The sequence below is a fragment of the Achromobacter sp. SIMBA_011 genome (assembly GCF_046535435.1).
Taxonomy (GTDB): Bacteria; Pseudomonadota; Gammaproteobacteria; order Burkholderiales; family Burkholderiaceae_B; genus Achromobacter; species Achromobacter dolens.
Map to the genome: position 1 here is coordinate 541,132 of NZ_JAWRWN010000001.1, position 21,041 is coordinate 562,172.

The 21,041-nt window shown below is 66.8% G+C and carries 23 protein-coding genes; 19 read left to right on the forward strand and 4 right to left on the reverse strand.

Annotated elements, in window-relative coordinates:
- Positions 1 to 3 precede the first annotated feature (3 nt).
- The 9 genes from SB816_RS02545 (at position 4) to SB816_RS02585 (ending at position 9,716) form a co-directional block, all read left to right on the forward strand.
- Entirely contained in the window at positions 4 to 954 is a 951-nt protein-coding gene (locus tag SB816_RS02545) for an NAD-dependent epimerase/dehydratase family protein (protein ID WP_175143601.1), read from the forward strand.
- On the forward strand, positions 954 to 2,129 hold the full coding sequence (locus SB816_RS02550; protein WP_410546469.1) for a glycosyltransferase family 4 protein: 1,176 nt from the start codon (positions 954 to 956) through the stop codon (positions 2,127 to 2,129). Before SB816_RS02545 ends, SB816_RS02550 begins: the two co-directional genes overlap by 1 nt.
- On the forward strand, positions 2,126 to 2,893 hold the full coding sequence (locus SB816_RS02555; RefSeq protein WP_144656045.1) for a glycosyltransferase family 2 protein: 768 nt from the start codon (positions 2,126 to 2,128) through the stop codon (positions 2,891 to 2,893). The genes SB816_RS02550 and SB816_RS02555 overlap by 4 nt, the downstream gene beginning before the upstream one ends.
- Positions 2,894 to 2,895: 2 nt before the next feature.
- The gene (locus tag SB816_RS02560) at positions 2,896 to 3,834 is read left to right on the forward strand and encodes an NAD-dependent epimerase/dehydratase family protein (RefSeq protein ID WP_144656041.1); all 939 of its coding nucleotides are present in this window, start codon (positions 2,896 to 2,898) and stop codon (positions 3,832 to 3,834) included.
- Positions 3,831 to 4,403 (forward strand): sugar transferase, encoded by a 573-nt coding sequence (locus SB816_RS02565; RefSeq protein WP_144656036.1) that lies wholly within the window; start codon positions 3,831 to 3,833, stop codon positions 4,401 to 4,403. The genes SB816_RS02560 and SB816_RS02565 overlap by 4 nt, the downstream gene beginning before the upstream one ends.
- A 61-nt stretch (positions 4,404 to 4,464) precedes the next feature.
- Positions 4,465 to 6,393 carry a polysaccharide biosynthesis protein gene (locus SB816_RS02570; protein WP_144656031.1) on the forward strand — a complete coding sequence of 643 codons (1,929 nt, stop codon included), beginning with the start codon at positions 4,465 to 4,467 and terminating at the stop codon, positions 6,391 to 6,393.
- On the forward strand, positions 6,394 to 7,203 hold the full coding sequence (locus tag SB816_RS02575; protein ID WP_144656028.1) for a Wzz/FepE/Etk N-terminal domain-containing protein: 810 nt from the start codon (positions 6,394 to 6,396) through the stop codon (positions 7,201 to 7,203). It begins immediately after the preceding gene.
- A gap of 162 nt (positions 7,204 to 7,365) precedes the next feature.
- A complete protein-coding gene (gene waaC / locus SB816_RS02580; RefSeq protein WP_054500301.1) occupies positions 7,366 to 8,415 on the forward strand; it encodes a lipopolysaccharide heptosyltransferase I in 1,050 nt (349 codons plus the stop codon).
- Positions 8,415 to 9,716 carry a 3-deoxy-D-manno-octulosonic acid transferase gene (locus SB816_RS02585; protein WP_054500302.1) on the forward strand — a complete coding sequence of 434 codons (1,302 nt, stop codon included), beginning with the start codon at positions 8,415 to 8,417 and terminating at the stop codon, positions 9,714 to 9,716. Before waaC ends, SB816_RS02585 begins: the two co-directional genes overlap by 1 nt.
- Before the next feature lie 21 nt (positions 9,717 to 9,737).
- Here SB816_RS02585 and SB816_RS02590 read toward each other — a convergent pair whose 3' ends face one another.
- Genes SB816_RS02590 through SB816_RS02600 form a run of 3 tightly spaced genes read right to left on the reverse strand, consistent with a single transcriptional unit; the run spans position 9,738 to position 11,572 of the window.
- A complete protein-coding gene (locus SB816_RS02590) occupies positions 9,738 to 9,902 on the reverse strand; it encodes a hypothetical protein (RefSeq protein ID WP_006391936.1) in 165 nt (54 codons plus the stop codon).
- 12 nt (positions 9,903 to 9,914) lie between these two features.
- Positions 9,915 to 10,721, reverse strand: coding sequence for a type III pantothenate kinase (locus SB816_RS02595; RefSeq protein ID WP_054500303.1), 807 nt, complete (start codon positions 10,719 to 10,721; stop codon positions 9,915 to 9,917).
- Positions 10,718 to 11,572 (reverse strand): biotin--[acetyl-CoA-carboxylase] ligase, encoded by an 855-nt coding sequence (locus SB816_RS02600; protein WP_054500304.1) that lies wholly within the window; start codon positions 11,570 to 11,572, stop codon positions 10,718 to 10,720. The genes SB816_RS02595 and SB816_RS02600 overlap by 4 nt, the downstream gene beginning before the upstream one ends.
- A 95-nt stretch (positions 11,573 to 11,667) precedes the next feature.
- On the opposite strand from SB816_RS02600, the gene SB816_RS02605 reads away from it, so the two are divergent.
- The 10 genes from SB816_RS02605 (at position 11,668) to SB816_RS02650 (ending at position 20,000) form a co-directional block, all read left to right on the forward strand.
- On the forward strand, positions 11,668 to 12,801 hold the full coding sequence (locus SB816_RS02605; protein WP_054500305.1) for an MlaE family ABC transporter permease: 1,134 nt from the start codon (positions 11,668 to 11,670) through the stop codon (positions 12,799 to 12,801).
- Positions 12,801 to 13,640, forward strand: a complete 840-nt coding sequence (locus SB816_RS02610; RefSeq protein WP_054500306.1) for an ABC transporter ATP-binding protein — start codon at positions 12,801 to 12,803, stop codon at positions 13,638 to 13,640. Before SB816_RS02605 ends, SB816_RS02610 begins: the two co-directional genes overlap by 1 nt.
- A complete protein-coding gene (locus SB816_RS02615; protein ID WP_064526750.1) occupies positions 13,627 to 14,583 on the forward strand; it encodes an MlaD family protein in 957 nt (318 codons plus the stop codon). Before SB816_RS02610 ends, SB816_RS02615 begins: the two co-directional genes overlap by 14 nt.
- Entirely contained in the window at positions 14,580 to 15,179 is a 600-nt protein-coding gene (locus SB816_RS02620; protein ID WP_064526749.1) for an ABC-type transport auxiliary lipoprotein family protein, read from the forward strand. The genes SB816_RS02615 and SB816_RS02620 overlap by 4 nt, the downstream gene beginning before the upstream one ends.
- Before the next feature lie 34 nt (positions 15,180 to 15,213).
- Positions 15,214 to 15,867, forward strand: a complete 654-nt coding sequence (locus SB816_RS02625; protein ID WP_054500309.1) for an alpha/beta hydrolase — start codon at positions 15,214 to 15,216, stop codon at positions 15,865 to 15,867.
- Between the two features lie 153 nt (positions 15,868 to 16,020).
- Positions 16,021 to 17,283 (forward strand): D-alanyl-D-alanine carboxypeptidase family protein, encoded by a 1,263-nt coding sequence (locus SB816_RS02630; RefSeq protein ID WP_144656013.1) that lies wholly within the window; start codon positions 16,021 to 16,023, stop codon positions 17,281 to 17,283.
- Positions 17,284 to 17,380: 97 nt separating this feature from the next.
- The gene (locus SB816_RS02635; protein ID WP_064526746.1) at positions 17,381 to 18,247 is read left to right on the forward strand and encodes a D-amino acid aminotransferase; all 867 of its coding nucleotides are present in this window, start codon (positions 17,381 to 17,383) and stop codon (positions 18,245 to 18,247) included.
- Positions 18,248 to 18,352: 105 nt separating this feature from the next.
- Complete coding sequence (locus tag SB816_RS02640; protein ID WP_047993153.1) at positions 18,353 to 18,625, forward strand: YbeD family protein; 273 nt, start codon at positions 18,353 to 18,355, stop codon at positions 18,623 to 18,625.
- An 11-nt stretch (positions 18,626 to 18,636) separates the two neighbouring features.
- On the forward strand, positions 18,637 to 19,275 hold the full coding sequence (gene lipB, locus SB816_RS02645; protein WP_410546470.1) for a lipoyl(octanoyl) transferase LipB: 639 nt from the start codon (positions 18,637 to 18,639) through the stop codon (positions 19,273 to 19,275).
- Positions 19,272 to 20,000 (forward strand): tetratricopeptide repeat protein, encoded by a 729-nt coding sequence (locus tag SB816_RS02650; RefSeq protein ID WP_054500312.1) that lies wholly within the window; start codon positions 19,272 to 19,274, stop codon positions 19,998 to 20,000. The genes lipB and SB816_RS02650 overlap by 4 nt, the downstream gene beginning before the upstream one ends.
- 94 nt (positions 20,001 to 20,094) lie before the next feature.
- Here the strand turns inward: SB816_RS02650 and SB816_RS02655 are convergent, their stop codons facing one another.
- The gene (locus SB816_RS02655; protein ID WP_175143605.1) at positions 20,095 to 20,907 is read right to left on the reverse strand and encodes a substrate-binding domain-containing protein; all 813 of its coding nucleotides are present in this window, start codon (positions 20,905 to 20,907) and stop codon (positions 20,095 to 20,097) included.
- Positions 20,908 to 21,041 lie beyond the last annotated feature (134 nt).

Genomic DNA, 21,041 nt, shown 5'->3' on the forward strand with positions numbered 1-21,041 from the left:
AACATGAAGCGCATATTGATTACAGGCGCCCACGGGTTCATCGGCAAACACCTGGCACATGAATTGGCGGCCAAAGGGCATGCCGTCTGCGGCCTTGGTCACGGGACGTGGCCCGAAAGCGGCGCCGCGCGGTGGGGTGTTTCTCGTTGGATGAACAGCGACATCACCCTGAACGCCTTGCGGCTGTTGCAACGGGATTTCGGTACGCCGGATGTTGTTTTCCATCTGGCCGGGGGATCGTCCGTGGGCGCGGCGGTGGCCAATCCGCGCGAGGATTTCTTCCGCACGGTCACCTCGACGGTGGAATTGCTGGAATGGCTCAGACTGGACGCGCCGGCATGCGCTCTGGTGGTGATATCCAGCGCGGCGGTCTATGGCGCCGGCCATGAAGGCCTGATCGACGAAGCAGCCTCGCTGACGCCATTTTCGCCGTACGGCTATCACAAGATGCTGATGGAAGAGTTGTGCCGCTCCTACGCTGCCAGCTATGGCCAGACGGTCGCCGTAGCGCGGTTGTTTTCCGTCTATGGTCCGGGCTTGCAAAAGCAGTTGCTTTGGGACTTGTGCAGCAAGCTGGCCGACGGCGCGGATGCTGTGCAATTGGGAGGCACGGGAGAAGAGCTGCGCGATTGGACCAGCGTGCGTGACGTGGCGCGCGCACTGGATCATTTGATGGAGGCTCCCGCCGTCAACGTGCCCGTATATAACCTTGGCACGGCATTGGCGACGCCGGTGCGCGAAATTGCGCGGAGGGTTATCGCGCAATGGGTGCGCGGTGGAGGCCAGGACGCGTCGGTGAGTTTTTCCGGCCGGTCGCGCTCAGGCGATCCCTTCAGTTTGGTGGCGGATGGCGCCAAGCTCACCGCAACCGGATTCAAATGGCAGATCGACCTGGAGCAAGGGCTCGCCGAGTATGTCGATTGGTATCGTAGTCAGACAGAGGCGCGTTCCTGATGCGTGTAGCTTTCACATTGGTGGGTGGCAAGAATTGGACCGGAGGCCACAACTATCTTCTCAACCTTTTGCATGCGATAGATACCTACGCCAGCGACCGGGTTGAGCCGGTGTTGTTTGTGGACAGCGCCGTAAAAACGGAGGATGTGGCCGCGTTTGAAACGATTCCGTGCGTGACCGTGGTCAGGACCGCGCTGCTCAACGCGGGTCGCCGGCCTCGGTCGGTGGCGCAGTCCATCATCTTGGGCAAGGATTTTGCCTGGGAGAAATTGCTGCTCGAGCACCGTATCAATATGGTTTTCGAGGTGGCGCATTTCTTTGGCTGGCGCTTGAAGGTGCCGGCTGTCGCCTGGATGCCTGACTTCCAGCACAAGTACCTGCCGCAATTGTTCTCCCGCGGGGCGTGGTGGAAGCGTGAAATTGGCTCGCTGGCCCAGATATGGGGCGGACGCGACATCATGGTGAGCAGTGAGGATGCGCGGCAGGCCTGCGAGAAGTTCTATCCGTCCACCAGGGGCCGTATCCATACGGTGCATTTCGCCGTCCCTCCGGGCGCGGACCTGGGTTACGAAGAGGCGCGCGCCGTTGCCGACAAGTACGGGTTGCCCGAGCATTTCTTTTTCATGCCGAACCAGTTCTGGAAGCACAAGAACCACAATCTGGTGCTGGATGCACTGGCGCTACTGAAGGCACAGGGCCATCACGTCGTGGTTGCGGCGTCCGGTCGGCAGTTGGATACGCGTGATGCCAATCATTTTCCGAACTTCATGAAACGGCTTGATGAACTGGGCCTCGCTGATGAGTTTCGTGTGCTCGGCCTGATTTCCTATCATGATCTGCTGGGGTTGATGCGTGCCGGTTCGGCCCTGTTGAATGCCTCCTTGTTCGAGGGTTGGAGCACGACGGTGGAGGAGGCTCGGTCGCTCGGCGCGCCGATGGTGCTATCCGACCTGGACGTGCATAAAGAGCAGGTGGGTACCGGCGCCACCTATTTCGACCGTTATGATCCGCAGTCCCTTGCCCGCGCGCTGCTGTCTTTCAAGCCGCTGACCCGCGCGGAGCGCGAGGAGCGCGTGAAGGAAGCGCGGACACAGGCATTTGTGCGGGTGAAACAGTTCGCGAATGATTTTGCCGGTTTGGTTGAACGCTGCGGCAGTCCGAGATTGAAAAAATGAAAATAAGCATAATTACCGTCGTATTCAACGGCGCTACGACGATCGGTGATACGTTGGATTCCGTCAATGATCAGACCTATCCTGACGTAGAACATGTCGTGATTGATGGCGGTTCGCGCGACAACACGCTGGATATTGTGAAAGCGCGCGGGAGACGCGTTGGTAAATTGGTGTCGGAGCGCGACCGCGGCATCTACGACGCAATGAACAAGGGCTTGAAATTCGCCACCGGAGACGTCATTGGTTTCCTGAATGCTGATGATTTCTATGTCGATCCGGCCGTGCTCGAGGATGTGGCCAAAGTATTTGCCGATGAACGCGTGCAAGCCTGTTATGGCGACCTGCTGTATGTGAGCCAGGAACAGCAGGACAAAATCGTTCGCTATTGGAAGTCTTCCGATTTCGTGCCGGGCGCGTTCGGCCGCGGCTGGGTGCCGCCGCATCCTACGTTCTTTGTCCGGCGCGAGGTCTACGAGAAGCTGGGGGGGTTCAATCTGGACTTCCGCATTGCGGCTGATTTCGAACTGATGATGCGATTCATCGAGGTCCATCGGGTGAACGCCGTGTATGTTCCCCGGGTCATGATCAGGATGCGGCTGGGTGGCACCACTAATAAGAGTATCGGCAATATCATCAAGCAAAATCGGGAGATCATGACCGCGTTGCGCCTGCACGGCGCCAGATCATCCTGGTGGCGGTTCATCGGGCACAAAGTACTGGCCCGAGGCAAGCAGTTCCTCGTACGTCCGTCGGCGAAGGGCTGAACATGAAATTCCTCGTCACTGGCTCCAGTGGTTTCATCGGGCAGGCGTTGGTCAGGCAGCTGCGCGCCGAAGGGCACGAGGTGGTGGCCGCGGCGCGCAATGCTGAGAAGCATCCAGGCTGTAAGGAGTCGCCCGCGCTGTCCGCCAGCGCGGACTGGTCGGCCCTGGTGAACGGCTGCGATGTCGTCATCCACGCCGCCGCGCGCGCGCATCTGCTGCGCGACACCGAGGCCGATCCGCTGCAGGCGTTCCGCGAGGTGAACACGGCCGGTACGCTGGCGCTGGCCCGCCAGGCCGCCCAGGCGAATGTCAGGAGATTTGTGTTTATCAGTTCGATTGGGGTGAATGGCGCGATCTCGGAAGCGGGGCGTCCTTTCTCCGAACAGGACCCGGTCGCGCCGCACAATGCCTACGCGGTGTCGAAAGCTGAGGCCGAGGCAGGCCTGAGACAGTTGACGACTGGCATGGAGATTGTCATTCTGCGGCCGCCGCTCGTATATGGTCCGGATGTGCCGGCCAACTTCCTGCGCCTGTTGCGCACAGTGGACCGGGGCATGCCTTTGCCGTTCGGCGCGGTGCGCAATCAACGCAGTTTGATCTACCTGGGCAATCTCGTCAGTGCAATCAGTCTCTGCGCAGTGCATCCGGCCGCCGCCGGTCGCTGTTATCTCGTAAGCGACGGGCAGGACCTGTCGACGCCCGAGTTGATCGCCGCCATCGCCCGAGGCCTGGGACGGCGCATGGCGCTGCTGCCGGTGCCGACAGGCCTGATGACGCTGGTTGGACGAATGCTGGGCAGGGGTGAGGATGTCAAGCGCCTCTTCGGATCACTGGCTGTCGACAGTGGTGCGATCAGACGGGAGTTGGGATGGGTGCCCCCTTATTCAGTGGCCCAGGGTCTGGAAGCAACAACTACTTGGTATAGGACACGCAAGCAATGAAACGCTGCGTTAAACGACTGTTCGATCTGGCCCTTGCGCTTTGCGCCGGCCTGGTGCTGCTTGTTCCGATGGTCTGCGTGGCGATCGCCGTGCGGGCCACCTCACGTGGACCGGCACTGTACTGGGCCAAGCGGGTCGGGCGGAGGAACAGTATCTTCGAGATGCCGAAGTTTCGCAGTATGCGAGTCGACACGCCGGCAGTGGCTACACATCTCCTGACTGATCCGGGCCAGTATTTGACGCCCATCGGATCGTTCCTGCGCCGTAGCAGCCTTGATGAACTGCCGCAACTCTGGTGCATCCTGAAGGGTGAGATGAGCTTCGTCGGGCCGCGCCCCGCATTGTTCAACCAGGATGACTTGATTGCCCTACGCACCGAGTTTGGTGTGGATGCCGCGTTGCCGGGGCTCACGGGATGGGCCCAGGTAAATGGGCGCGACGAACTCGAGATCCCCGAGAAAGTCCGGTTGGATCTCGAGTATGTGCGCCGGCAGTCGTTCTGGTTCGACATTAGAATTCTCTGGCTCACTTTCCTGAAGGTGGTGCGTCGCGATGGGGTGGCGCATTGATCTGCCTTTCGTGCCCAACAGGCGTTGACCGAGACCGGATCCTCGAGGGTCGCTTCGCATCATGTTGAAGACTATTAGCAAGTCCGCCTTGCCTATTCTGGTGTTGCCCCGCGCGGCCAAGCGGGTCATCGCGCTGGCGGTGGACGCGAGCCTGTGCATCCTGACCGTGTGGTTTGCGTTCTATCTTCGCCTGGGCGAATTTGTGACCCTGGCTGACCAGTCCTCGGCGGTGATTGTTTCGTTGTGCGTGGCTCTCCCGATCTTCATCGTATCGGGGCTTTACCGGGCCATTTTTCGCTACGCTGGGTGGCCAGCGCTGGTAGCCGTGGCTCGAGCCATCGTGGTCTACGGTTTGATTTTCGCGGCCATTTTCACGGCGGTGGGCGTGCCGGGAGTACCCCGCACGATCGGGCTGATCCAGCCCATGCTGCTGCTGTTCGCGATCGGAGGTTCACGCGCCTTTGCCCGGTATTGGCTGGGCGGCATGTATCAAGGGCAATTGAAGCTGGCTGCGATGCCAAAGGCACTGATCTACGGCGCGGGTACGGCAGGACGGCAACTGGCCCTGGCGATGGCCAACAGCCTGGATATGCGCATCATTGGTTTCCTGGATGACGATGAGCGCCTGCAGGGGCAAGTGCTCAATGGCCTGCCCATCTATTCGGTGCAGGACCTGCCCGGGTTGATCGACACCAAAGGAGTCACCGATGTGCTTCTGGCCTTGCCGACGGCGTCGCGCAAGCGCCGCAACGAAATTCTGAATGGGATTGTCAAGCACCATGTCGCGGTGCGGACGCTGCCGGCATTGACCGATCTGGTGCAGGGCAAAGTGACCACGTCGGATCTGCGAGACCTTGACATCGACGACCTGCTCGGTCGGGAGCCGGTGGCGCCTGATGAAGTTCTGTTGGGCATGAACGTCCGCGGCAAGGTTGTTCTCGTGAGTGGTGCGGGAGGCTCGATCGGCAGTGAATTGTGTCGCCAGATCCTCAGGATGGGGCCGGCCAAGCTGTTGCTGATCGAGATCAGTGAATTCGCGCTTTACGCCATCCATTCGGAACTTGAATCGATGCTCGAACCACAGGAACGCCAGCGCGTGGTGCCATTGCTCGCGTCCGTGCGGGATGCGGACCGGATGGGCGAGATCATGGCTGCTTGGCACCCTCATACGGTCTACCATGCCGCCGCTTACAAGCATGTGCCGCTGGTGGAGCACAATCCAGCCGAGGGAATCCGCAATAACGTGCTGGGGACCTTGACGGCAGCCCGTTGCGCCGCGGAGCACGGTGTCTCCGATTTTGTCTTGATCAGTACGGACAAGGCGGTCCGTCCCACCAATATCATGGGGGCAAGCAAGCGCCTGGCTGAAATGGTGCTGCAGGCCTTGGCCGCGCTCGGTGGTCAGACCAAGTTCTCGATGGTGCGCTTCGGCAATGTCCTGGGATCCTCGGGATCGGTGGTGCCGAAGTTCCGCCAGCAGATCCGGGCGGGTGGGCCGATCACCCTGACGCATCCGGATATCACCCGCTACTTCATGACCATTCCCGAGGCGGCTCAACTGGTGATCCAGGCGGGTGCCATGGGCCGGGGTGGAGACGTTTTCGTACTGGACATGGGGCAATGCGTCCGGATTCAGGATTTGGCACGTCGCATGGTTGAGCTGAGCGGCCTGTCGGTGCGGGATGAAGCTAACCCGGAAGGTGAAATCGAAATTAAGATCACCGGTTTGAGGCCGGGCGAAAAACTGTATGAAGAGCTTTTGATCGGCGATAACCCCAAGGGCACGGAACACCCGCGCATCATGAAAGCGCAGGACGATTTCCTACCTTGGCCGGCCCTGGAGGAAAAGTTGAATGCCATGTGGCAGGCGCTCGACGATAAGGATGTCGCGGGGGTACGGGTGATGCTTGAAGAAATGCGCCTGGGCTATCAGCCGCAGGGAGAGATCGTGGATTGGGTATACATCGAACAGCTACAGGGAGATGAGTAAATGAAGACGGAACAGGGTTCGGTGGATTCGGATGCCGAGGTGGGGTTTGTGGACGTCCTGAAGTTCTTCTGGAACCACCGGATAATTGTGTGCGTGTTCGCTGTCCTGGGGCTGTTGGGCGCGGCGGGCTATCTGGCCGTGGCGACTTCCAAGTACCAGGCAAGCGCGTTGATTGAGATGGCTCAGTATGGGGTATACAAGGGCTCCTCGAGCGCACAGAGCGCGATCAAGCCGGAAACGGTGGTGGAGTCGCTGCGTCAGCCTTCGACCTATTCGCCCAAGGATCTTGAGGCGTGTGGCCTGGACCCGTCTCCAGCGGGGGCGGAATTGCTGGTCGACCTGGTGAAAGTCAGCCTGCCGCGCGGTCTGACGACCATGGTGACGATCGACGTTATACGCAACAGCCCGGAAGTTGCCTTGGCCTGTGCCACTCGCCTCTACGAGATCACCGCAAGCCGGCAGGCGGCGATGTCCAGCGTTCAGGAGGCCCCCCTGCGCGAGCGGCTGGCCAGCCTGCAGGGTCAGGAGAAAGAGGTGCGGGAATATCTCAAGAAGCTCGAGAATACCGAGTTTTACCAGGCTGCCTATCTGGCCCAGCGTGATCGCCTGTTCAATATTCTGCACGACATTGACGAGGTCACCTATCTGCTGACTCAATTCAATCCTGCCAAGTTGGCGGCGCCAGTGTACGTGTCGTCGCGGCCGGTATCGCCCAAGAAGCCGCTGACGCTGGTATTGGGTCTGGTTGCCGGCGCCGCCCTAGGCGTGGCGGTCGCCTTGCTGCGTGCCTTGCGTCGACCCAAGGCCTGAAGATCTTTCGATCCATGGGACGGGATACCCACGTGGTTTTGGTGCGGCGCGGAAAATGCGGTCAGCCGTTTAGTTTGCTGTAAATTGCGGGTTTCCCGGCGAATCGGACTCCGCCCCCTGTATCAGGGCGGGGCATCGCACCAAGACAGTTTTCTCTATTTGATGCCAACTCGCATTCTCATTGTCCGTACGTCCTCATTAGGCGATCTGGTGCACATGCTGCCCGCCATTTCCGACATCGCCCGCCACGTGCCGGACGCCGAGATCGACTGGATCGCCGAAGAAGCTTTCGCCGAAATCCCCGCCTGGCATCCCGCGGTCAAGGAGGTCATCAAGGTGGCCCACCGGCGCTGGCGCAAGGCCTGGTGGTCGGGCCAGGTACGCGCCGAGCGCAAGGCGCTGCGGGAGCGGTTGCGGTCCAAGCAATACGACATCGTGCTGGACATGCAGGCGCTGCTGAAGTCCGCGTGGCTGGTGCGCCAGGCGCGGGGGGTGCGGCATGGGCTGGATTGGCGATCGGCCCGCGAGCCCCTGGCATCGCTGTTCTATAACGTGCGCCACCGCGTCGAATTCTGGCAGCCGGCGGTGATTCGCCAGCGCAAACTGGCGTCATTGACATTTGGTTACCAGTACGGCGGCCAGCCGGATTTCGGCCTGCAGGCGTTTTCGCGGCAGGCGGCCCAGGGCCGCGACGGCGCCGCCGATTCAGTGCACGAGGTGTCCGCCGGCGGGTTGGATGCCACCGAATTGCCTCGCCTGCATCACCTGGACAACGACCGCGGCTACGCCGTGATCATGCCGTCGGCCAGCCGTGACGACAAACTCTGGCCCGAGGACGATTGGCGCGCCGTGTTCCGGCGCCTGCGTGACGCCGGCTGTGCGCTCAAGCTGCTGGCGGGCAACGACCAGGAAGCCGAGCGTGCCCGGCTACTGGTCGCGGGCATGGAAGACGTCGAAGTCATGCCGCGCATGGACCTGACGTCGGTGGCGCGGCTGCTGGCAGGCGCGCGCCTGATGGTCGGGCTGGACAGCGGCCTGACCCATCTGTCGGCGGCGCTCGGCCGTCCCACCATCGGCATCTATCGCGCGTCCACCCCCGTGCGCACGCCCCTGGTCGGCTCGAATTACACGGCCAGTCTCGGCGATCGCGGCGCCTCGCCCTCGCGCGAGGCGGTCATGGCGTCGGTGGAGCAGGCGCTGGCCGCGCGCTGATGAACCGCACCGTCTACACGCTGGGGCTGCGGGCGCTGGCCCCCCTGGTCTGGCTATGGATGGCCCGCCGCGCCAAGCGCGCCGGCGGTGAATGGCAGATCTTCTCGCCGGAGCGGTTTGGTCGGGCCGCGTCGGGCCGGGCCGAGGCTGGTGGCGCGACCGCGGCCGCCGGAACGACGCAAGCGCCGGTCTGGGTCCACGCCGTCAGCCTGGGAGAGACGCGCGCCGCGCAGCCGCTGTTGCAGGCCCTGCTGGATCGCGGCCTGCCTGTGCTGCTGACCCATATCACCGCCACGGGTCGGGCCGAGGGCGCGCGCCTGTTCGCGGACGCCATCGCCCGCGGGCAATTGCGCCAGGCCTGGCTGCCCTACGATTTTCCGGGCGCCACGCGGCGTTTCCTGGCCGCCGCCGCGCCCCGCTGCGGCATTTTGATCGAGCGCGAGATCTGGCCCAACCTGCTGGCCGCGGCGCGGCGCGCGGAGCTGCCGATGGCGCTGGTGAGCGCGCGATTCTCGGAATCGTCGCTGCGGCAGGCAGGCCGCCTGGGCGGGGTCATGCGCGAGGCGCTGGCGGGGCTGGATCGGGTGCTGGCGCAGACGGCGCCGGATGCCCGGCGGCTGGCCGAGGCCGGCGCGCCGCACCCTACCGTGACCGGCAATCTGAAGTTCGATCTGTCCTTGCCCGCCGCGCAGGTCGAGGCGGGACAGGCCTGGCGCGCCCGTTTGGGCCGGCCGGTGATTGCCCTGGCGAGCACACGCGAAGGTGAGGATGCGCCGTTCATCGAGGCGGTCAAGCGCCATGCCGCCATGCCCGGCGGGCCGCTGTTCCTGTTGATTCCACGCCATCCGCAGCGTTTCGACGAGGCCGCCGCGCTGCTGGCGCAGGCCGGCCTGGCCCACGTGCGGCGGTCGTCGGGGCAGGCGCCCGGTCCGGAGACGGCGGTGCTGTTGGGCGACACGCTGGGGGAAATGGCTTTCTACTACGCCGCCGCGGACGTGGCGGTGGTGGCGGGCAGCTTTGCCCCGCTGGGCGGCCAGAACCTGATCGAGGCTTGCGCCGCGGGCGTGCCGGTGATCGTCGGGCCGCACACATTCAATTTCCAGCAGGCGGCCAGCGATGCCATCGAGGCCGGCGCCGCGCAGCGCCAGCCGGACCCGGAGCAGGCCGTGCGGGCCGCGCTGGCGCTGGTGGCCGACCCTGCGGCCAGGCGGGCGGCCGGGGACGCGGCGCGCGCCTGGTTCGCCAGCCACGCCGGCGCCACGGCGCGGACGATGGACGCGCTGGCGCCCTGGTTGCGCTGAGCGGGACGGTCTTTCAGGCCGTCAGGCGGGCTTGCGCGGCACCAGCGTGACCGCGCCCGGATTCAGTTCCTGGCTGAAGCGGCGCGGATCGCGCCCCTCGTCTTCCGGGCGTACGCCCAGCCAGCCCTGGCCGAGCGCGTAGACGCCCAGGTTGGCCAACAGGATCAGGATGAAGAGCACTCGCATGCCGCGGCCTCGTCAGGCGTTCGCTGCCGGATTGGCGCGCGCGATGGCGGCCAGTCCGTCCAGAACGGGGTGGTTCAGGTAGATCGGCACCGGCGCGGCGCCGAACGCGCCGCCGGCATCGGCCAGCAGGCGTTCGATTTCCGAGTGCACCTCGGGCCAGCCGCCGCCGGCGGCGAAGATCTGCGGTGTCTGCCCGTAGCGCTGGCGGCCGGCGAGCCACTGGCGCACCACCGCGCCGGCCTGCGCCGCGGCGATGCCGGAGGCGATGGCTTCATGCGTGTCGGTGGGGTAGGGCACTACCTGGCCTTCCGCGATCGGCAGGTTGGCGGTGCCGTGCGCCAGCGCGTTGCGCATCATGGCCGGGCCGGGCAGGATCAGGCCGCCAGCGAAGACGTTGTCCGGCCCCACGGTATCGATGGTGGTGGCGGTGCCGAAGCTGGCCAGCAGGAAGGGCGGATGGGCGCCGGGCAGGCGCGACAGCACGCCCAGCAGCGAGGCCCAGCGGTCCGCGCCCAGTTGCGACGGCGTCTTGTAGCGGTTGACCAGCCCCAGGGTGGTGGCCTGCGAGGAGGCCCAGGTCACCGCGCAGCCATGGCGCTGCAGGATGGCCGCGATGGCGGCGCCGCGCTCGGCGCCGGCCACGTTCACGCCCAGCGCACGCGACGGCCGTTGCGGCAGGGCGGCGAGCCAGCGGTCCAGGGCGTCCAGGTCCAGGCCATCGAAGGCGACGGCGGCCGGCTCGCGCGGCATGTCCGGGCTGCTGGGGTCCAGCCAGCCGACTTTGAGGCGGCTGTTGCCGGAGTCGATGAGGATGATCATGCTTGGCGTCGAATCGAGATTTCACCGACCGAGATCGGCATGGCGCCCTGGGGCGTTTGCACCAGCAGGCGGCCCTGGCCGTCGACGCCGCAAGCGGTGCCGCTGAGGACCACCTCGCCCTTGTCCAGCACGTTGACCGGACGGCCGCCCAGCGCGTCGACCTGGTCGAAGCGCTGGGAAAAGGCGGCGAAACCTTCGCGTTCCAGCGTCCGCACGGCCTCGTGCCAGGCGGCCGCCGCCGCACAGACCAGGTCCGCGGCGGTGGCGGCGTGGCCTGGCGTGTGCTCGGTGACACAGGTCCAGTCGGCGACCTGCCGGCCCAGCGCCTGCGACAGCGCGCCGGCGTCGACCAGGTTGACACCCATGCCGATGACGACGGTGTAGCCGGTCTCGCGTCCGCCCGGATTGCGGGTGGTCTCGACCAGCACCCCGGCCAGTTTGGCGTCGTGCCATTGCACGTCGTTGGGCCATTTCATGCAGAGGCCCTCGGCGGCAGGGCCTGCCACGGCGCGCAGCGCCTCGCACGCGGCCAGGCCGGCCAGTGGCGATAGCGCCGGCAATTGCGCGGCCGGCAGGTGCACGTCGAAGGCGCACGAGAACATCAGCGCCGCGCCCACGCGGTTCTGCCAGGGGCGGCCGGCGCGGCCGCGGCCTGTTTCCTGCAGATGGGTGCCCAGCAGCCAGGGCTTGCCAGCGCCACTGCCGGTGCGGGCGCGCGCCAGCAGGTCGGCGTTGGTGGAGCCGGTGCTGGCGGTCCAGGCGACATCTTGGAAAGCGGGCAGGCGTGAACCCAGCAGCCGGGCCAGATCGTCGGGCGCGGGCAGGTCGGTGGGGCGGACTTGAGCGGACATGGCGCCGATTGTAGGGCACGCGCGGGCCCGGTTCGCGTCCTGCCGTCCGCAGCGTATATGATGAGCGATACATTTTGCATTGCGATCCAGCGTTCATGCCGCATTCCGCCCCGTCCGCGTCCGCCGCCGCCGCGCCCTTCCGCCAGGAAGCGGGTGTGTGCCACGTCGGCGGCGACTGGAGCGTGCTGGCGCTGGCCGAGCCTGGCGAGGTCGAACGCCGCCGCGCCGCCATGGCCAAGGCAGCCGACGCGGGTGCGCGCTGGGACCTGCATGGCATCAGCCGGCTCGACACCATTGGCGCGCTGCTGATCTGGCAGGCCTGGGGCGAAAAGCTGCCCGAGCGGGTGCGCTGGTCGGCTGGCCAGCAGGATGTGTTCACCGCCCTGGCGACGAACAAGGGCGGCAAGCAGGCGCCGCCGCGTCCGGAGCCCTCGTGGGGCTGGCTGCGCGCCGTGGGCGATGCCGTGCTGCAGGCGGCCGAGAACGGCCGCGCGCTGCTGATCATGCTGGGGCAGCTCATCCTGGACCTGTTCGGCATGCTGCGGCGCCCGTCGCGCGGCCCATGGCGCGAGATCTCGGCCCAGGTCTACCGCACGGGGGCGCAGGCGCTGGGGATCACCGCGCTGGTGGGCTTTCTGATCGGCGTGGTGCTGTCATACCTGTCGGCCCAGCAATTGCAGATGATCGGCGCCGACCGCTTCATCGTGCGGCTGCTGGGCGTGTCGATCGTGCGCGAGCTGGGGCCGGTGCTGGCGGCCATCCTGGTGGCGGGCCGTTCCGGTTCGGCCATCACCGCGCAGATCGGGGTCATGCGGGTCACGCAGGAGCTGGACGCGATGCTGGTGATGGGCATTTCGCACGGCCAGCGGCTGATCCTGCCGCGGGTGGTGGCGCTGGCCATCACCATGCCGCTGCTGGTGCTGTGGACCGACGCCATGGCGATCCTGGGCGGGATGCTGGCGGCGCAGGTGCAGTTGGGGGTCTCGGCGCAATGGTTCCTGCAGTCGCTGCCCGATGCCATTTCCCTGACCAATTACTGGATCGGCATCCTGAAGGGCGTGACCTTCGGCATCCTGATCGCGCTGATCGCCTGCCATTTCGGCCTGCGCATTCAGCCCAATACGGAAAGCCTGGGGCGCGGCACCACCACCTCGGTGGTCACCTCGATCACCGGGGTGATCCTGCTGGATGCGCTGTACGCGGTCATTTTCAGTTCGGTGGGCATCTGATGGCCGGCGCCGAGCAACAACGCCTGTTCACCGAAGAGCACGTCACGGTCGCCCCGGTCATTACCGTGCGCGGGTTGCGCACCGCTTTCGGCGACCATGTGGTGCACGACAATCTGGACCTCACCGTCTTCCCCGGCGAGATCCTGGTGCTGGTGGGCGGGTCGGGAACGGGAAAGACCGTGCTGCTGCGGCAGATCATCGGGCTTGACCGGCCGGCGGCCGGCACCATCCGGGTGCTGGGCAATACCCTGTCGGAACTGACGCCGAGCGAGCGCCGGCGCCTGTCGTACCGGTGGGGCATGCTGTTCCAGGCAGGCGCGCTGTTCTCGGCGCTGTCGGTGTTCGACAACGTCGCGCTGCCGCTGCGCGAACTGCGCACGGTGCCGGAGGACCTGGTGCACGATGTGGTGATGTGCCGCCTGGCGATGGTCGGCCTGTCGGCGCAGGATGCCGGCAAGCGGCCGTCCGACCTGTCCGGCGGCATGGTCAAGCGCGTGGCCCTGGCGCGCGCGCTGTCGCTGGACCCGGAACTGGTGTTCCTGGACGAACCCACGGCGGGCCTGGATCCGCTGCGTTCGGACGAATTCGTGGACCTGGTGCGCAGCCTGCACCGGCAGTTGGGCTTTACCGTCGTCATGGTGACGCACGACCTGGACACGCTGCTCGCGCTGGCCACCCGTGTCGCCGTGCTGGCGGACAAGCGGGTGATCGTATGCGACACGGTGCCGGAAGTGCTGAAGGTCGACCACCCGTTCATACACACATTCTTCCTGGGCGAGCGTGGCTTGCGCGCGCTCGGGGACATGGCGCCGAAGGGAACGCATCATGGAAAACCGTAGTCACGCGCTCATGGCCGGCATCTTCACGCTGGTCCTGCTGGCCGCCGCTGCGCTGGTGGCCGTCTGGATCGGCCGCGACCGGACCAAACTGCAAACCTATGAAATCATCTCTGCCACGGCCGTCAGCGGGCTCAATCCGCAGTCGACCGTGCGCTATCAAGGGGTGCCGGTGGGCAAGGTGCAGTCGCTCGCGCTCAACCCCGACAAGCCGGGCCAGGTGCGCATCCGCATCGGCGTGGCGCCGAACACGCCGATCACCGAATCGACCTGGGCCGAACTGGGCGTGCAGGGCGTGACCGGCATGGCCAACGTCGAGCTGCGCGACGACGGCAGCTCGTTCAAGCGCCTGGCGTCGACCGAAGCCAACCCGGCGGCGATTCCGCTGCGCCCGGGCTTCCTGGATCGCATCGAGCAGCGCGGCGGACGGCTCATTTCCAATGTCGAAGACGCCACCGAACAACTGCGCCGTCTGTTGAGCGAACAGAATGTGCAGGCGCTGACGGCCAGTCTGCAGAACGCCACCGACATCACCCAGTCGCTGAAAGAGGCCAGCCGCGACCTCGCGCCGGCCCTGGCCAAGCTGGGCCCGCTGGTCGATTCGCTGGGCAGCACCTCGCGCCAGGCCGACCGCGCCGCGCGCGAAGTGGCGGACCTGGCGCAACAGGCGCGGCAGTCGCTGGCGCGCCTGAACGCGCCCGACGGCGCGCTGGCCATGGCGACGCGCAGTCTCAGCGACATCGCTTATGCCGCCTCGCGCCTGGACAACGAGACGCTGCCGGCCATCACCGGCATGGCGGCCAGTGTCACCGAGGCCGCGCGCGGCGCCACCTTCACCTTGCGCCGCGTGGACAACACGCCGCAATCGTTATTGTTCGGACCGGCGCCGGCGGCGCCCGGGCCGGGCGAGGCCGGCTTCGCCGGTTTTGGGAGACAGCCGAAATGAAGATGCGTAGCGCGATTCTGATCCTGACCCTGGCGCTGGCCGGTTGCGGCGTGGGCCGCGTCGGCGCGCCGCCAGCCCTATTCGATCTGGGCCTGGACGCCCGCCCGGCGCCCCAACTGCCGGCGCGCGATCCCATCGCGTTGGTGTTCTCGGCCGTGCCGGCGCTGTCCAGCACCGGCGTGATCTGGCGGGTCGGCGACAGCGCCGCGCCGCAGGCCTACGCCACCTATCGCTGGGCGTCGTCGCCGTCGGACCTGGTGCGCCAGCGCCTGATCGAGCGCCTGTCGCGCCAGGGGCCGGTGCTGGCCGAGCGCGCCAACGGCCAGACGCCGCAGGTACAGGTCTATCTGTCGCAGTTCGAACAGGTCTTCACGCCCGATGGATCGGCCAGCGAGGGCCGTGTGCTGCTGCAGGCGGTGCTGTTGAACGGCCGCGCCGTGGTCGGCCAGTTGCGTATCGCGACGCAGGCGCCCGCGCCCACGCAGGATGCCGCGGGCGGCGTGGCCGCCTTGCGCCAGGCCACCGACGACGCCGCCGATCAACTGGCGCAATGGCTGGCCACGCAACCGAAAGCCGCAGCCCGACCCGCCGGTTAACATCCTTCTTTTCCACGCAGCACGAGTTTCTCCTATGCCCGCAAGCACTCAAACCCACGCCTTCGCCGGCGCCGCCGGCCGCATCGACTGCGCGGTGGACTGGCCCGACGGCCCGCCGCGGGGCTGGGCCCTGGTGCTGCATCCGCATCCGCTGCAGGGCGGGGCGCGCGAGAACAAGGTGGTGACCACGCTGTCGCGCGCCTGCGTCCAGCACGGCCTGGTGGCGGTGCGCCCCAATTTCCGCGGCGTCGGCCTGTCGGAAGGCGCGTTCGACAAGTCCGTCGGCGAAACGCAGGACATGCTGGCCGTCGTGGCGCAGATGCGCGAGCTGCACCCGGAGCTGGCGCAGGCGCCTTGGGTGCTGGCCGGCTTTTCGTTCGGCACGGCCGTGGCCGCGCAGACCTACGCCGCGCTGGTCGAGCAGGGCGATGCCGTGCTGCCGAGCGCGCTGATGCTGATGGGCCCCGCCGTCAACCGCTTCCAGTCGCACGAGGTCCAGGTGCCTGGCGACACGCTGATGGTGCATGGCGAAGAGGACGAGGTCGTGCCCCTGTCGGAAGCCATGGACTGGGCCCGCCCGCGTTCGATCCCCGTGGTGGTGATTCCTGGCGCCTCGCACTTTTTCCACGGCAAGCTGCTCGTGTTGCGCCAACTCGTGCAGGCCCACTTGAAGGTCAAACTCGATTGAACGGCGCGCCGCGCAAGGCGGCGCGTTGCATCAAGTTGCATGTTTTAAATGGCCAAGGAACCCATCCCGGGCCGGACGGGTCTCATCGACTGCCTATAATTGTCAGCCACTTGCCCCGCGCCGGCGGGCGTCTTTCCTGGACCCACGTTGCCGATGAAGAATTTGTCTCACTCCACCCCTTCCCCCGTTGTCTTTGCGCGTCGTGCCCTGGCCGGCGCGGTGTTGTCGGCGATGCTCGCGACGTCGCTGCCGGCGTGGGCCCAGCAGGCGCCCGCCGCGACGCCGGCGGCCGCGGGCGCCACGGCCCCCGCGCCGACGGCGACGGGCGTGGTGCCGGTGGGCGACGTGTCGGCGGTGCCCGCGCCCACCATCGCGGCCAAGGCCTGGATCGTGATCGACGTGAACAGCGGCCAGACCCTGGCGGCGTCGAACCCCGACATGAAGGTCGAGCCGGCCTCGCTCACCAAGATCATGACGGCCTACGTCGTGTTCAATGCGCTCGAGGAAAAGCGCCTGACGCTGGAGCAGACCGTGCCCGTGTCCGAGCACGCCTGGCGCACCGGCGGTTCGCGCATGTTCATCGAGCCGCGCAAGCCGGTCACTGTCGATGAGCTGAACCAGGGCATGATCGTGCAGTCCGGCAACGACGCCTCGGTGGCGCTGGCCGAAGCGGTCGGCGGCAGCGAAGCCGCGTTCGCCACGCTCATGAACCAGGAGGCCGAGCGCCTGGGCATGCGCAACACCCACTTCATGAATGCCACCGGGCTGCCCGATCCGCAGCACATGACGTCCACGCGCGACCTGGCCACGCTGTCGGCGCACCTGATCACCGATCATCCGCAGTTCTTCCACTACTACAAGCAGAAGAGCTTCACCTACAACAAGATCACCCAGCCCAACCGCAACCGCCTGCTGTGGGCCGACCCGTCGGTCGACGGCATGAAGACCGGCCACACCGATTCGGCCGGCTACTGCCTGGTGTCGACCGCGGTGCGCGGCGACCGCCGCATCCTGGTGGTGGTGGTGGGCACCGACAGCGAAGCCACGCGCGCCGAGGAAAGCCTGAAGCTGCTGAACTGGAGCTTCCAGAACTTCGACACGGTTAAGCTGTTCGACAAGAGCCAGCCCGGCATTGACGCCCGCGTCTGGGAAGGCACGGCCGAGAACGTCAAGCTCGGCCCGCCCAACCCGGTCTCGATCGCGGTCCCGCGCGGCAAGGCCGGCGACCTCAAGCCCGTGGCGCAGCGCACCGATCCCCTGATCGCGCCGCTGACCAAGGGCCAGCAGGTCGGCACGCTGCAGTTCACGCTGGACGGCAAGGTGCTGCGCACCGAGCCGCTGGTGGTGCAGGACGCCGTCGAACGCGCAGGCTTCTTCGGTCGCATGGTCGACACCGTCAAGCGCTGGTTCCAGTAAGCGGACGCGCCGCGGGCGCGGTCGCGGGTGTAAGCTTTACCTAGAAGGGGCGGGCCGGGTGGCCCGTCCCTATCCATTTGATTCTCAGGAGCGGCTCATGATTCCGGGCGTGCCGGGCGAAAGCCAGGTGTTTCTCAATGGCGAGTTTGTGCGTATCGACGAGGCCAAGGTCTCCGTGCTCGATCGCGGCTTCATTTTCGGCGACGGCATCTACGAAGTGGTGCCCGTCTACCGCGGCAATGCGTTCCGCATGGCCGAGCACCTGGACCGCCTGGACCGCAGCCTGGCGGCCCTGCGCATCGCCCAGCCGTTCGACCGCGCGGGCTGGATCGACCTGATCGAGCAGTTGCTGGCGCGCTCGAACCTGGAGACCTGCATCGTCTACCTGCAGGTCACGCGCGGCGTGGCCAAGCGCGACCACCAGTTCCCGGCCGAGCCGGTCAAGCCGACGGTGTTCGGCATGGTCTCGGCCTGGGCGCCGCCGTCGGCCGCGGCCCGCGCGCAGGGGCTGTCCGCCATCACCATCCCCGACGAGCGCTGGCTGCACTGCGAGATCAAGTCGGTGTCGCTGCTTGGCAACGTGCTGGCCAAGCAGCAGGCGGTCGACGCCCACGTCGACGAGGTGCTGCAGTTCCGCGACGGTTTCCTCACGGAGGGGTCGTCCACCAACATCTGGGTGGTCTCCGGCGGCAAGCTGTTGGCCCCGCCCAAGAACAACCTGATCCTGGAAGGCATCCGCTACGGCCTGATGGGCGAGCTGGCCGCCGAAGCCGGTATCCCGTTCGAGGCGCGCCGCATCACCCAGGACGAGGTCGCCCAGGCCGATGAACTGATGCTGTCTTCGGCCACCAAGGAAGTGCTGGCTATCGTGTCGCTGGACGGCCGGCCGGTGGGTTCGGGCAAGCCTGGCCCCGTTTTTGCGCAATTGCGCGCGGGTTATGATGCCCGCATCGCCGCGCTCTAGAACGGCCACGCGGGGCGGCCCCGGCGGCCCCCCGCGCCGGCGGCGGGCCTTGCCTGCACGATGCCTGCCCCCATATAGACAGATTGACGCCCCAGGCCATCCATCATGCATATTCCGCCCGAAGAATCCCTCATCGAGTACCCCAGTGACTTTCCCATCAAGGTCATGGGCAAGCACCATCCCGACTTCGCGCAGACGCTGACCGAGGTCGTGCTGCGCTTCGACCCGGGCTTCGATGCCGCCACGGTCGAGATGCGGCCCAGCAAGGGCGGCAACTACATGGGCCTGACCTTCACGGTGCGCGCCACCTCGCGCGAGCAGCTCGACAGCCTGTACCAGGCCTTGCACGGCCACCCGATGGTGTCGATCGTCCTGTAAGGCCGGCGGTTGTGATCAAGTGGCTCGCGCGGCCCGCGGACTATCTGTCCGTGTGGCGGGACATGCAGGCGTACACCGACCAGCGGTCGGCCGAAACGCCCGATGAGATCTGGCTGTGCGAGCACGCCCCGGTCTACACGCTGGGCCAGGCGGGTCTGCCCGAGCACTTGCTCAACCCCGGCGCCATCCCCATCGTCCATTGCGACCGCGGCGGCCAGGTCACGTACCATGGCCCCGGCCAGGTGATGGCCTACGCCTTGTTCGACCTGCGCCGCGTCGACATGTACGTGAAGGAGTACGTGGCGCTGCTGGAATCGGCGGTGATCGACACCCTCGATGAAATGGGCCTGCCCGGCGCGTGCCGCAAGCCCGGCGCGCCGGGCGTGTACGTGGCGCATCCCGAGGGCGGCGATCTGGCCAAGATCGCCGCGCTGGGCATCAAGATCCGCAACGGCCGCGCCTATCACGGCGTGTCGCTGAACGTGGCGATGGACCTGGCGCCGTTCCTGGGCATCAACCCTTGCGGTTACGCCGGCCTGCGCACGGTCGACATGGCCTCCTGTAGCGTGCGGCGCGAGCCCACGGAAGTGGGCGACGCGCTGGCGCGCAATCTGGCCCGCTTGTGGCGCCAGGCAAGGACGCCCGCATGAAGACTAGCTTTACCCCTGCCGAGGTGGCCGCGACCACCCCTGAAGCGCTTGCCGGCCTGCGCGCCGGGCCGGCGCCGCAGTACGCCGCCTGGATCCGCGCGGCGGCCGAAATGGGCCTGGTCGAGGCCCAGACCATTTTCGGCCAGATGCTGCTCGATGGCGTGGGGGTGCCCCAGGACCAGGCCGAAGGATTGGCCTGGTTCAAGCGCGCCGCCAACGCCGATCACGTGATGGCCATCAACATGATCGGCCGCTGCTACGAAAACGGCTGGGGCGTCGCGCCGGACGATACCGTGGCGGCGTACTGGTTCCGGCTGGCCGCCGATCGCGGACTGGACTGGGGCATGTACAACTACGCGCACATGCTCAAGAGCGGTCGCGGCGGCGTGGCGCAAAACCGCGCCGCGGCGCTGGCGCTGTACCAGCAGGCCGCGCAGGCCGGACACGTCAAATCCATCGGCGTGGTGGGCCGCTTCTACGAAGCGGGCGACGTGGTCGAGCAGGACCTGGAGCGCGCGTTCGACTGCTACCAGCGCTGCGCCGAGGGCGGCGACTTCCGCGGCATGTTCCACCTGGGCCGCATGCTGCTGTTGCGCGGCCGCAAGGAAGAGGCGGTGCAGTGGCTGGCGCGCGTGCCCGAGACCTCCACGCCGGCCTTCCTGCGTGAAGCCGACGCGATGTTGCGCGACTGCGGCTTTCCCGCACTGTACGAAACCGGCGCCTGAAAGGCGGGCGATGCCCCGCCCTCGGCGCCAGGGCCCGCGCGAGGCGCTCCCGCTGGCGTCAGCGCGGGTTCGCCCGTCACCCGGTCTGCTCGCGCTATGTGCTCAGGCGCGCATCGAACACGATGTCCAGCGTCAGGCGCGTGCCGGCCGGCTGTTCGCCATCGAGCCGGTCCAGCAGCAACTGGCCCGCGCGGCGGCCCAGCTCGGCCGCGTCCAGTCCCAGCGTCGTGAGGCCCTGTACCCATTGCGGTGCGCTGCCGTCCTCGGTGAATCCCAGCACCGCCAGGTCCTGTGGCACCTGCAAGTCGCGGTTGTGGGCCTCCGACACCGTGGCGGCGGCCAGCATGTCCGACGTGCAGAACACCGCATCGAAGATCGTATTGGTGGCCAGCAGGCGCAGAAACGCCATGCGGCCATCGTTCAGTTGCTGCGCCTCGGGTTGCACGATGTCGGCGACCAGATCCAGCCCGAGCGCGGCCGCGCTGCCGATGAAGCCCTCGCGGCGGGCGCGCTCCCACGGGGTGTCGGCGCTGACGCAGGCGATGCGCGCGTGGCCCTTTTCGGCGAAATGGCGGGCCGCCTGCCGGCCGGCTTCGGCATTGTCGACCGTGATCAGGCTGTCCAGCGGGGCGGCCGGCGGACTCCAGGTTTCCACCACCGGGATTTCCAGCGCCGCCACGGCGGCGCGTAGCTGCGGATCGTCCAGCGGGCCGATCACCAGCGCGGCGGCCGGCGCCAACGGAGTCAGCAGCGGTAGCAGGGCCGCGTCACGCCACGGAGCGGCGGCCAGGTAGTAGCCGGCAGGCGCCAGCCGTTCGGCGCAGGCTTGCACGGCGCGGGCGGCCGGCCCGGCGTCCAGCCGGGGGGCGATCAGGGCGATGGGGCGGGGGAGCGGCTGGGTCGACATGGGGGGCAGGCGGCACGGATTCATCAGGCGTGACGATAACCCGGCGCGGCCCGGCGCCGGGCCATTCGGGGCGGATTTGGGCGCAGGGGGTAAAATGTCCTCTTTTGTTCCAGACCGCAACGCCGCGCGCGCCG

Excerpts from the sequence above, each read along its gene's own strand:
- SB816_RS02640 (WP_047993153.1), top strand. The coding sequence starts at position 18,353 with ATGCATATTCCGCCCGAAGAATCCCTCATCGAGTACCCCAGTGACTTT.
- SB816_RS02630 (WP_144656013.1), top strand. The coding sequence starts at position 16,021 with ATGAAGAATTTGTCTCACTCCACCCCTTCCCCCGTTGTCTTTGCGCGT.
- SB816_RS02590 (WP_006391936.1), bottom strand. The coding sequence starts at position 9,902 with ATGCGAGTGCTCTTCATCCTGATCCTGTTGGCCAACCTGGGCGTCTAC.
- SB816_RS02635 (WP_064526746.1), top strand. The coding sequence starts at position 17,381 with ATGATTCCGGGCGTGCCGGGCGAAAGCCAGGTGTTTCTCAATGGCGAG.
- waaC (WP_054500301.1), top strand. The coding sequence starts at position 7,366 with ATGCCAACTCGCATTCTCATTGTCCGTACGTCCTCATTAGGCGATCTG.
- SB816_RS02565 (WP_144656036.1), top strand. The coding sequence starts at position 3,831 with ATGAAACGCTGCGTTAAACGACTGTTCGATCTGGCCCTTGCGCTTTGC.
- SB816_RS02650 (WP_054500312.1), top strand. The coding sequence starts at position 19,272 with ATGAAGACTAGCTTTACCCCTGCCGAGGTGGCCGCGACCACCCCTGAA.
- SB816_RS02550 (WP_410546469.1), top strand. The coding sequence starts at position 954 with ATGCGTGTAGCTTTCACATTGGTGGGTGGCAAGAATTGGACCGGAGGC.
- SB816_RS02655 (WP_175143605.1), bottom strand. The coding sequence starts at position 20,907 with ATGTCGACCCAGCCGCTCCCCCGCCCCATCGCCCTGATCGCCCCCCGG.
- SB816_RS02570 (WP_144656031.1), top strand. The coding sequence starts at position 4,465 with ATGTTGAAGACTATTAGCAAGTCCGCCTTGCCTATTCTGGTGTTGCCC.
- SB816_RS02575 (WP_144656028.1), top strand. The coding sequence starts at position 6,394 with ATGAAGACGGAACAGGGTTCGGTGGATTCGGATGCCGAGGTGGGGTTT.
- SB816_RS02560 (WP_144656041.1), top strand. The coding sequence starts at position 2,896 with ATGAAATTCCTCGTCACTGGCTCCAGTGGTTTCATCGGGCAGGCGTTG.
- SB816_RS02610 (WP_054500306.1), top strand. The coding sequence starts at position 12,801 with ATGGCCGGCGCCGAGCAACAACGCCTGTTCACCGAAGAGCACGTCACG.
- SB816_RS02545 (WP_175143601.1), top strand. The coding sequence starts at position 4 with ATGAAGCGCATATTGATTACAGGCGCCCACGGGTTCATCGGCAAACAC.
- SB816_RS02615 (WP_064526750.1), top strand. The coding sequence starts at position 13,627 with ATGGAAAACCGTAGTCACGCGCTCATGGCCGGCATCTTCACGCTGGTC.
- SB816_RS02605 (WP_054500305.1), top strand. The coding sequence starts at position 11,668 with ATGCCGCATTCCGCCCCGTCCGCGTCCGCCGCCGCCGCGCCCTTCCGC.
- SB816_RS02555 (WP_144656045.1), top strand. The coding sequence starts at position 2,126 with ATGAAAATAAGCATAATTACCGTCGTATTCAACGGCGCTACGACGATC.
- SB816_RS02595 (WP_054500303.1), bottom strand. The coding sequence starts at position 10,721 with ATGATCATCCTCATCGACTCCGGCAACAGCCGCCTCAAAGTCGGCTGG.
- SB816_RS02585 (WP_054500302.1), top strand. The coding sequence starts at position 8,415 with ATGAACCGCACCGTCTACACGCTGGGGCTGCGGGCGCTGGCCCCCCTG.
- SB816_RS02620 (WP_064526749.1), top strand. The coding sequence starts at position 14,580 with ATGAAGATGCGTAGCGCGATTCTGATCCTGACCCTGGCGCTGGCCGGT.
- SB816_RS02600 (WP_054500304.1), bottom strand. The coding sequence starts at position 11,572 with ATGTCCGCTCAAGTCCGCCCCACCGACCTGCCCGCGCCCGACGATCTG.
- SB816_RS02625 (WP_054500309.1), top strand. The coding sequence starts at position 15,214 with ATGCCCGCAAGCACTCAAACCCACGCCTTCGCCGGCGCCGCCGGCCGC.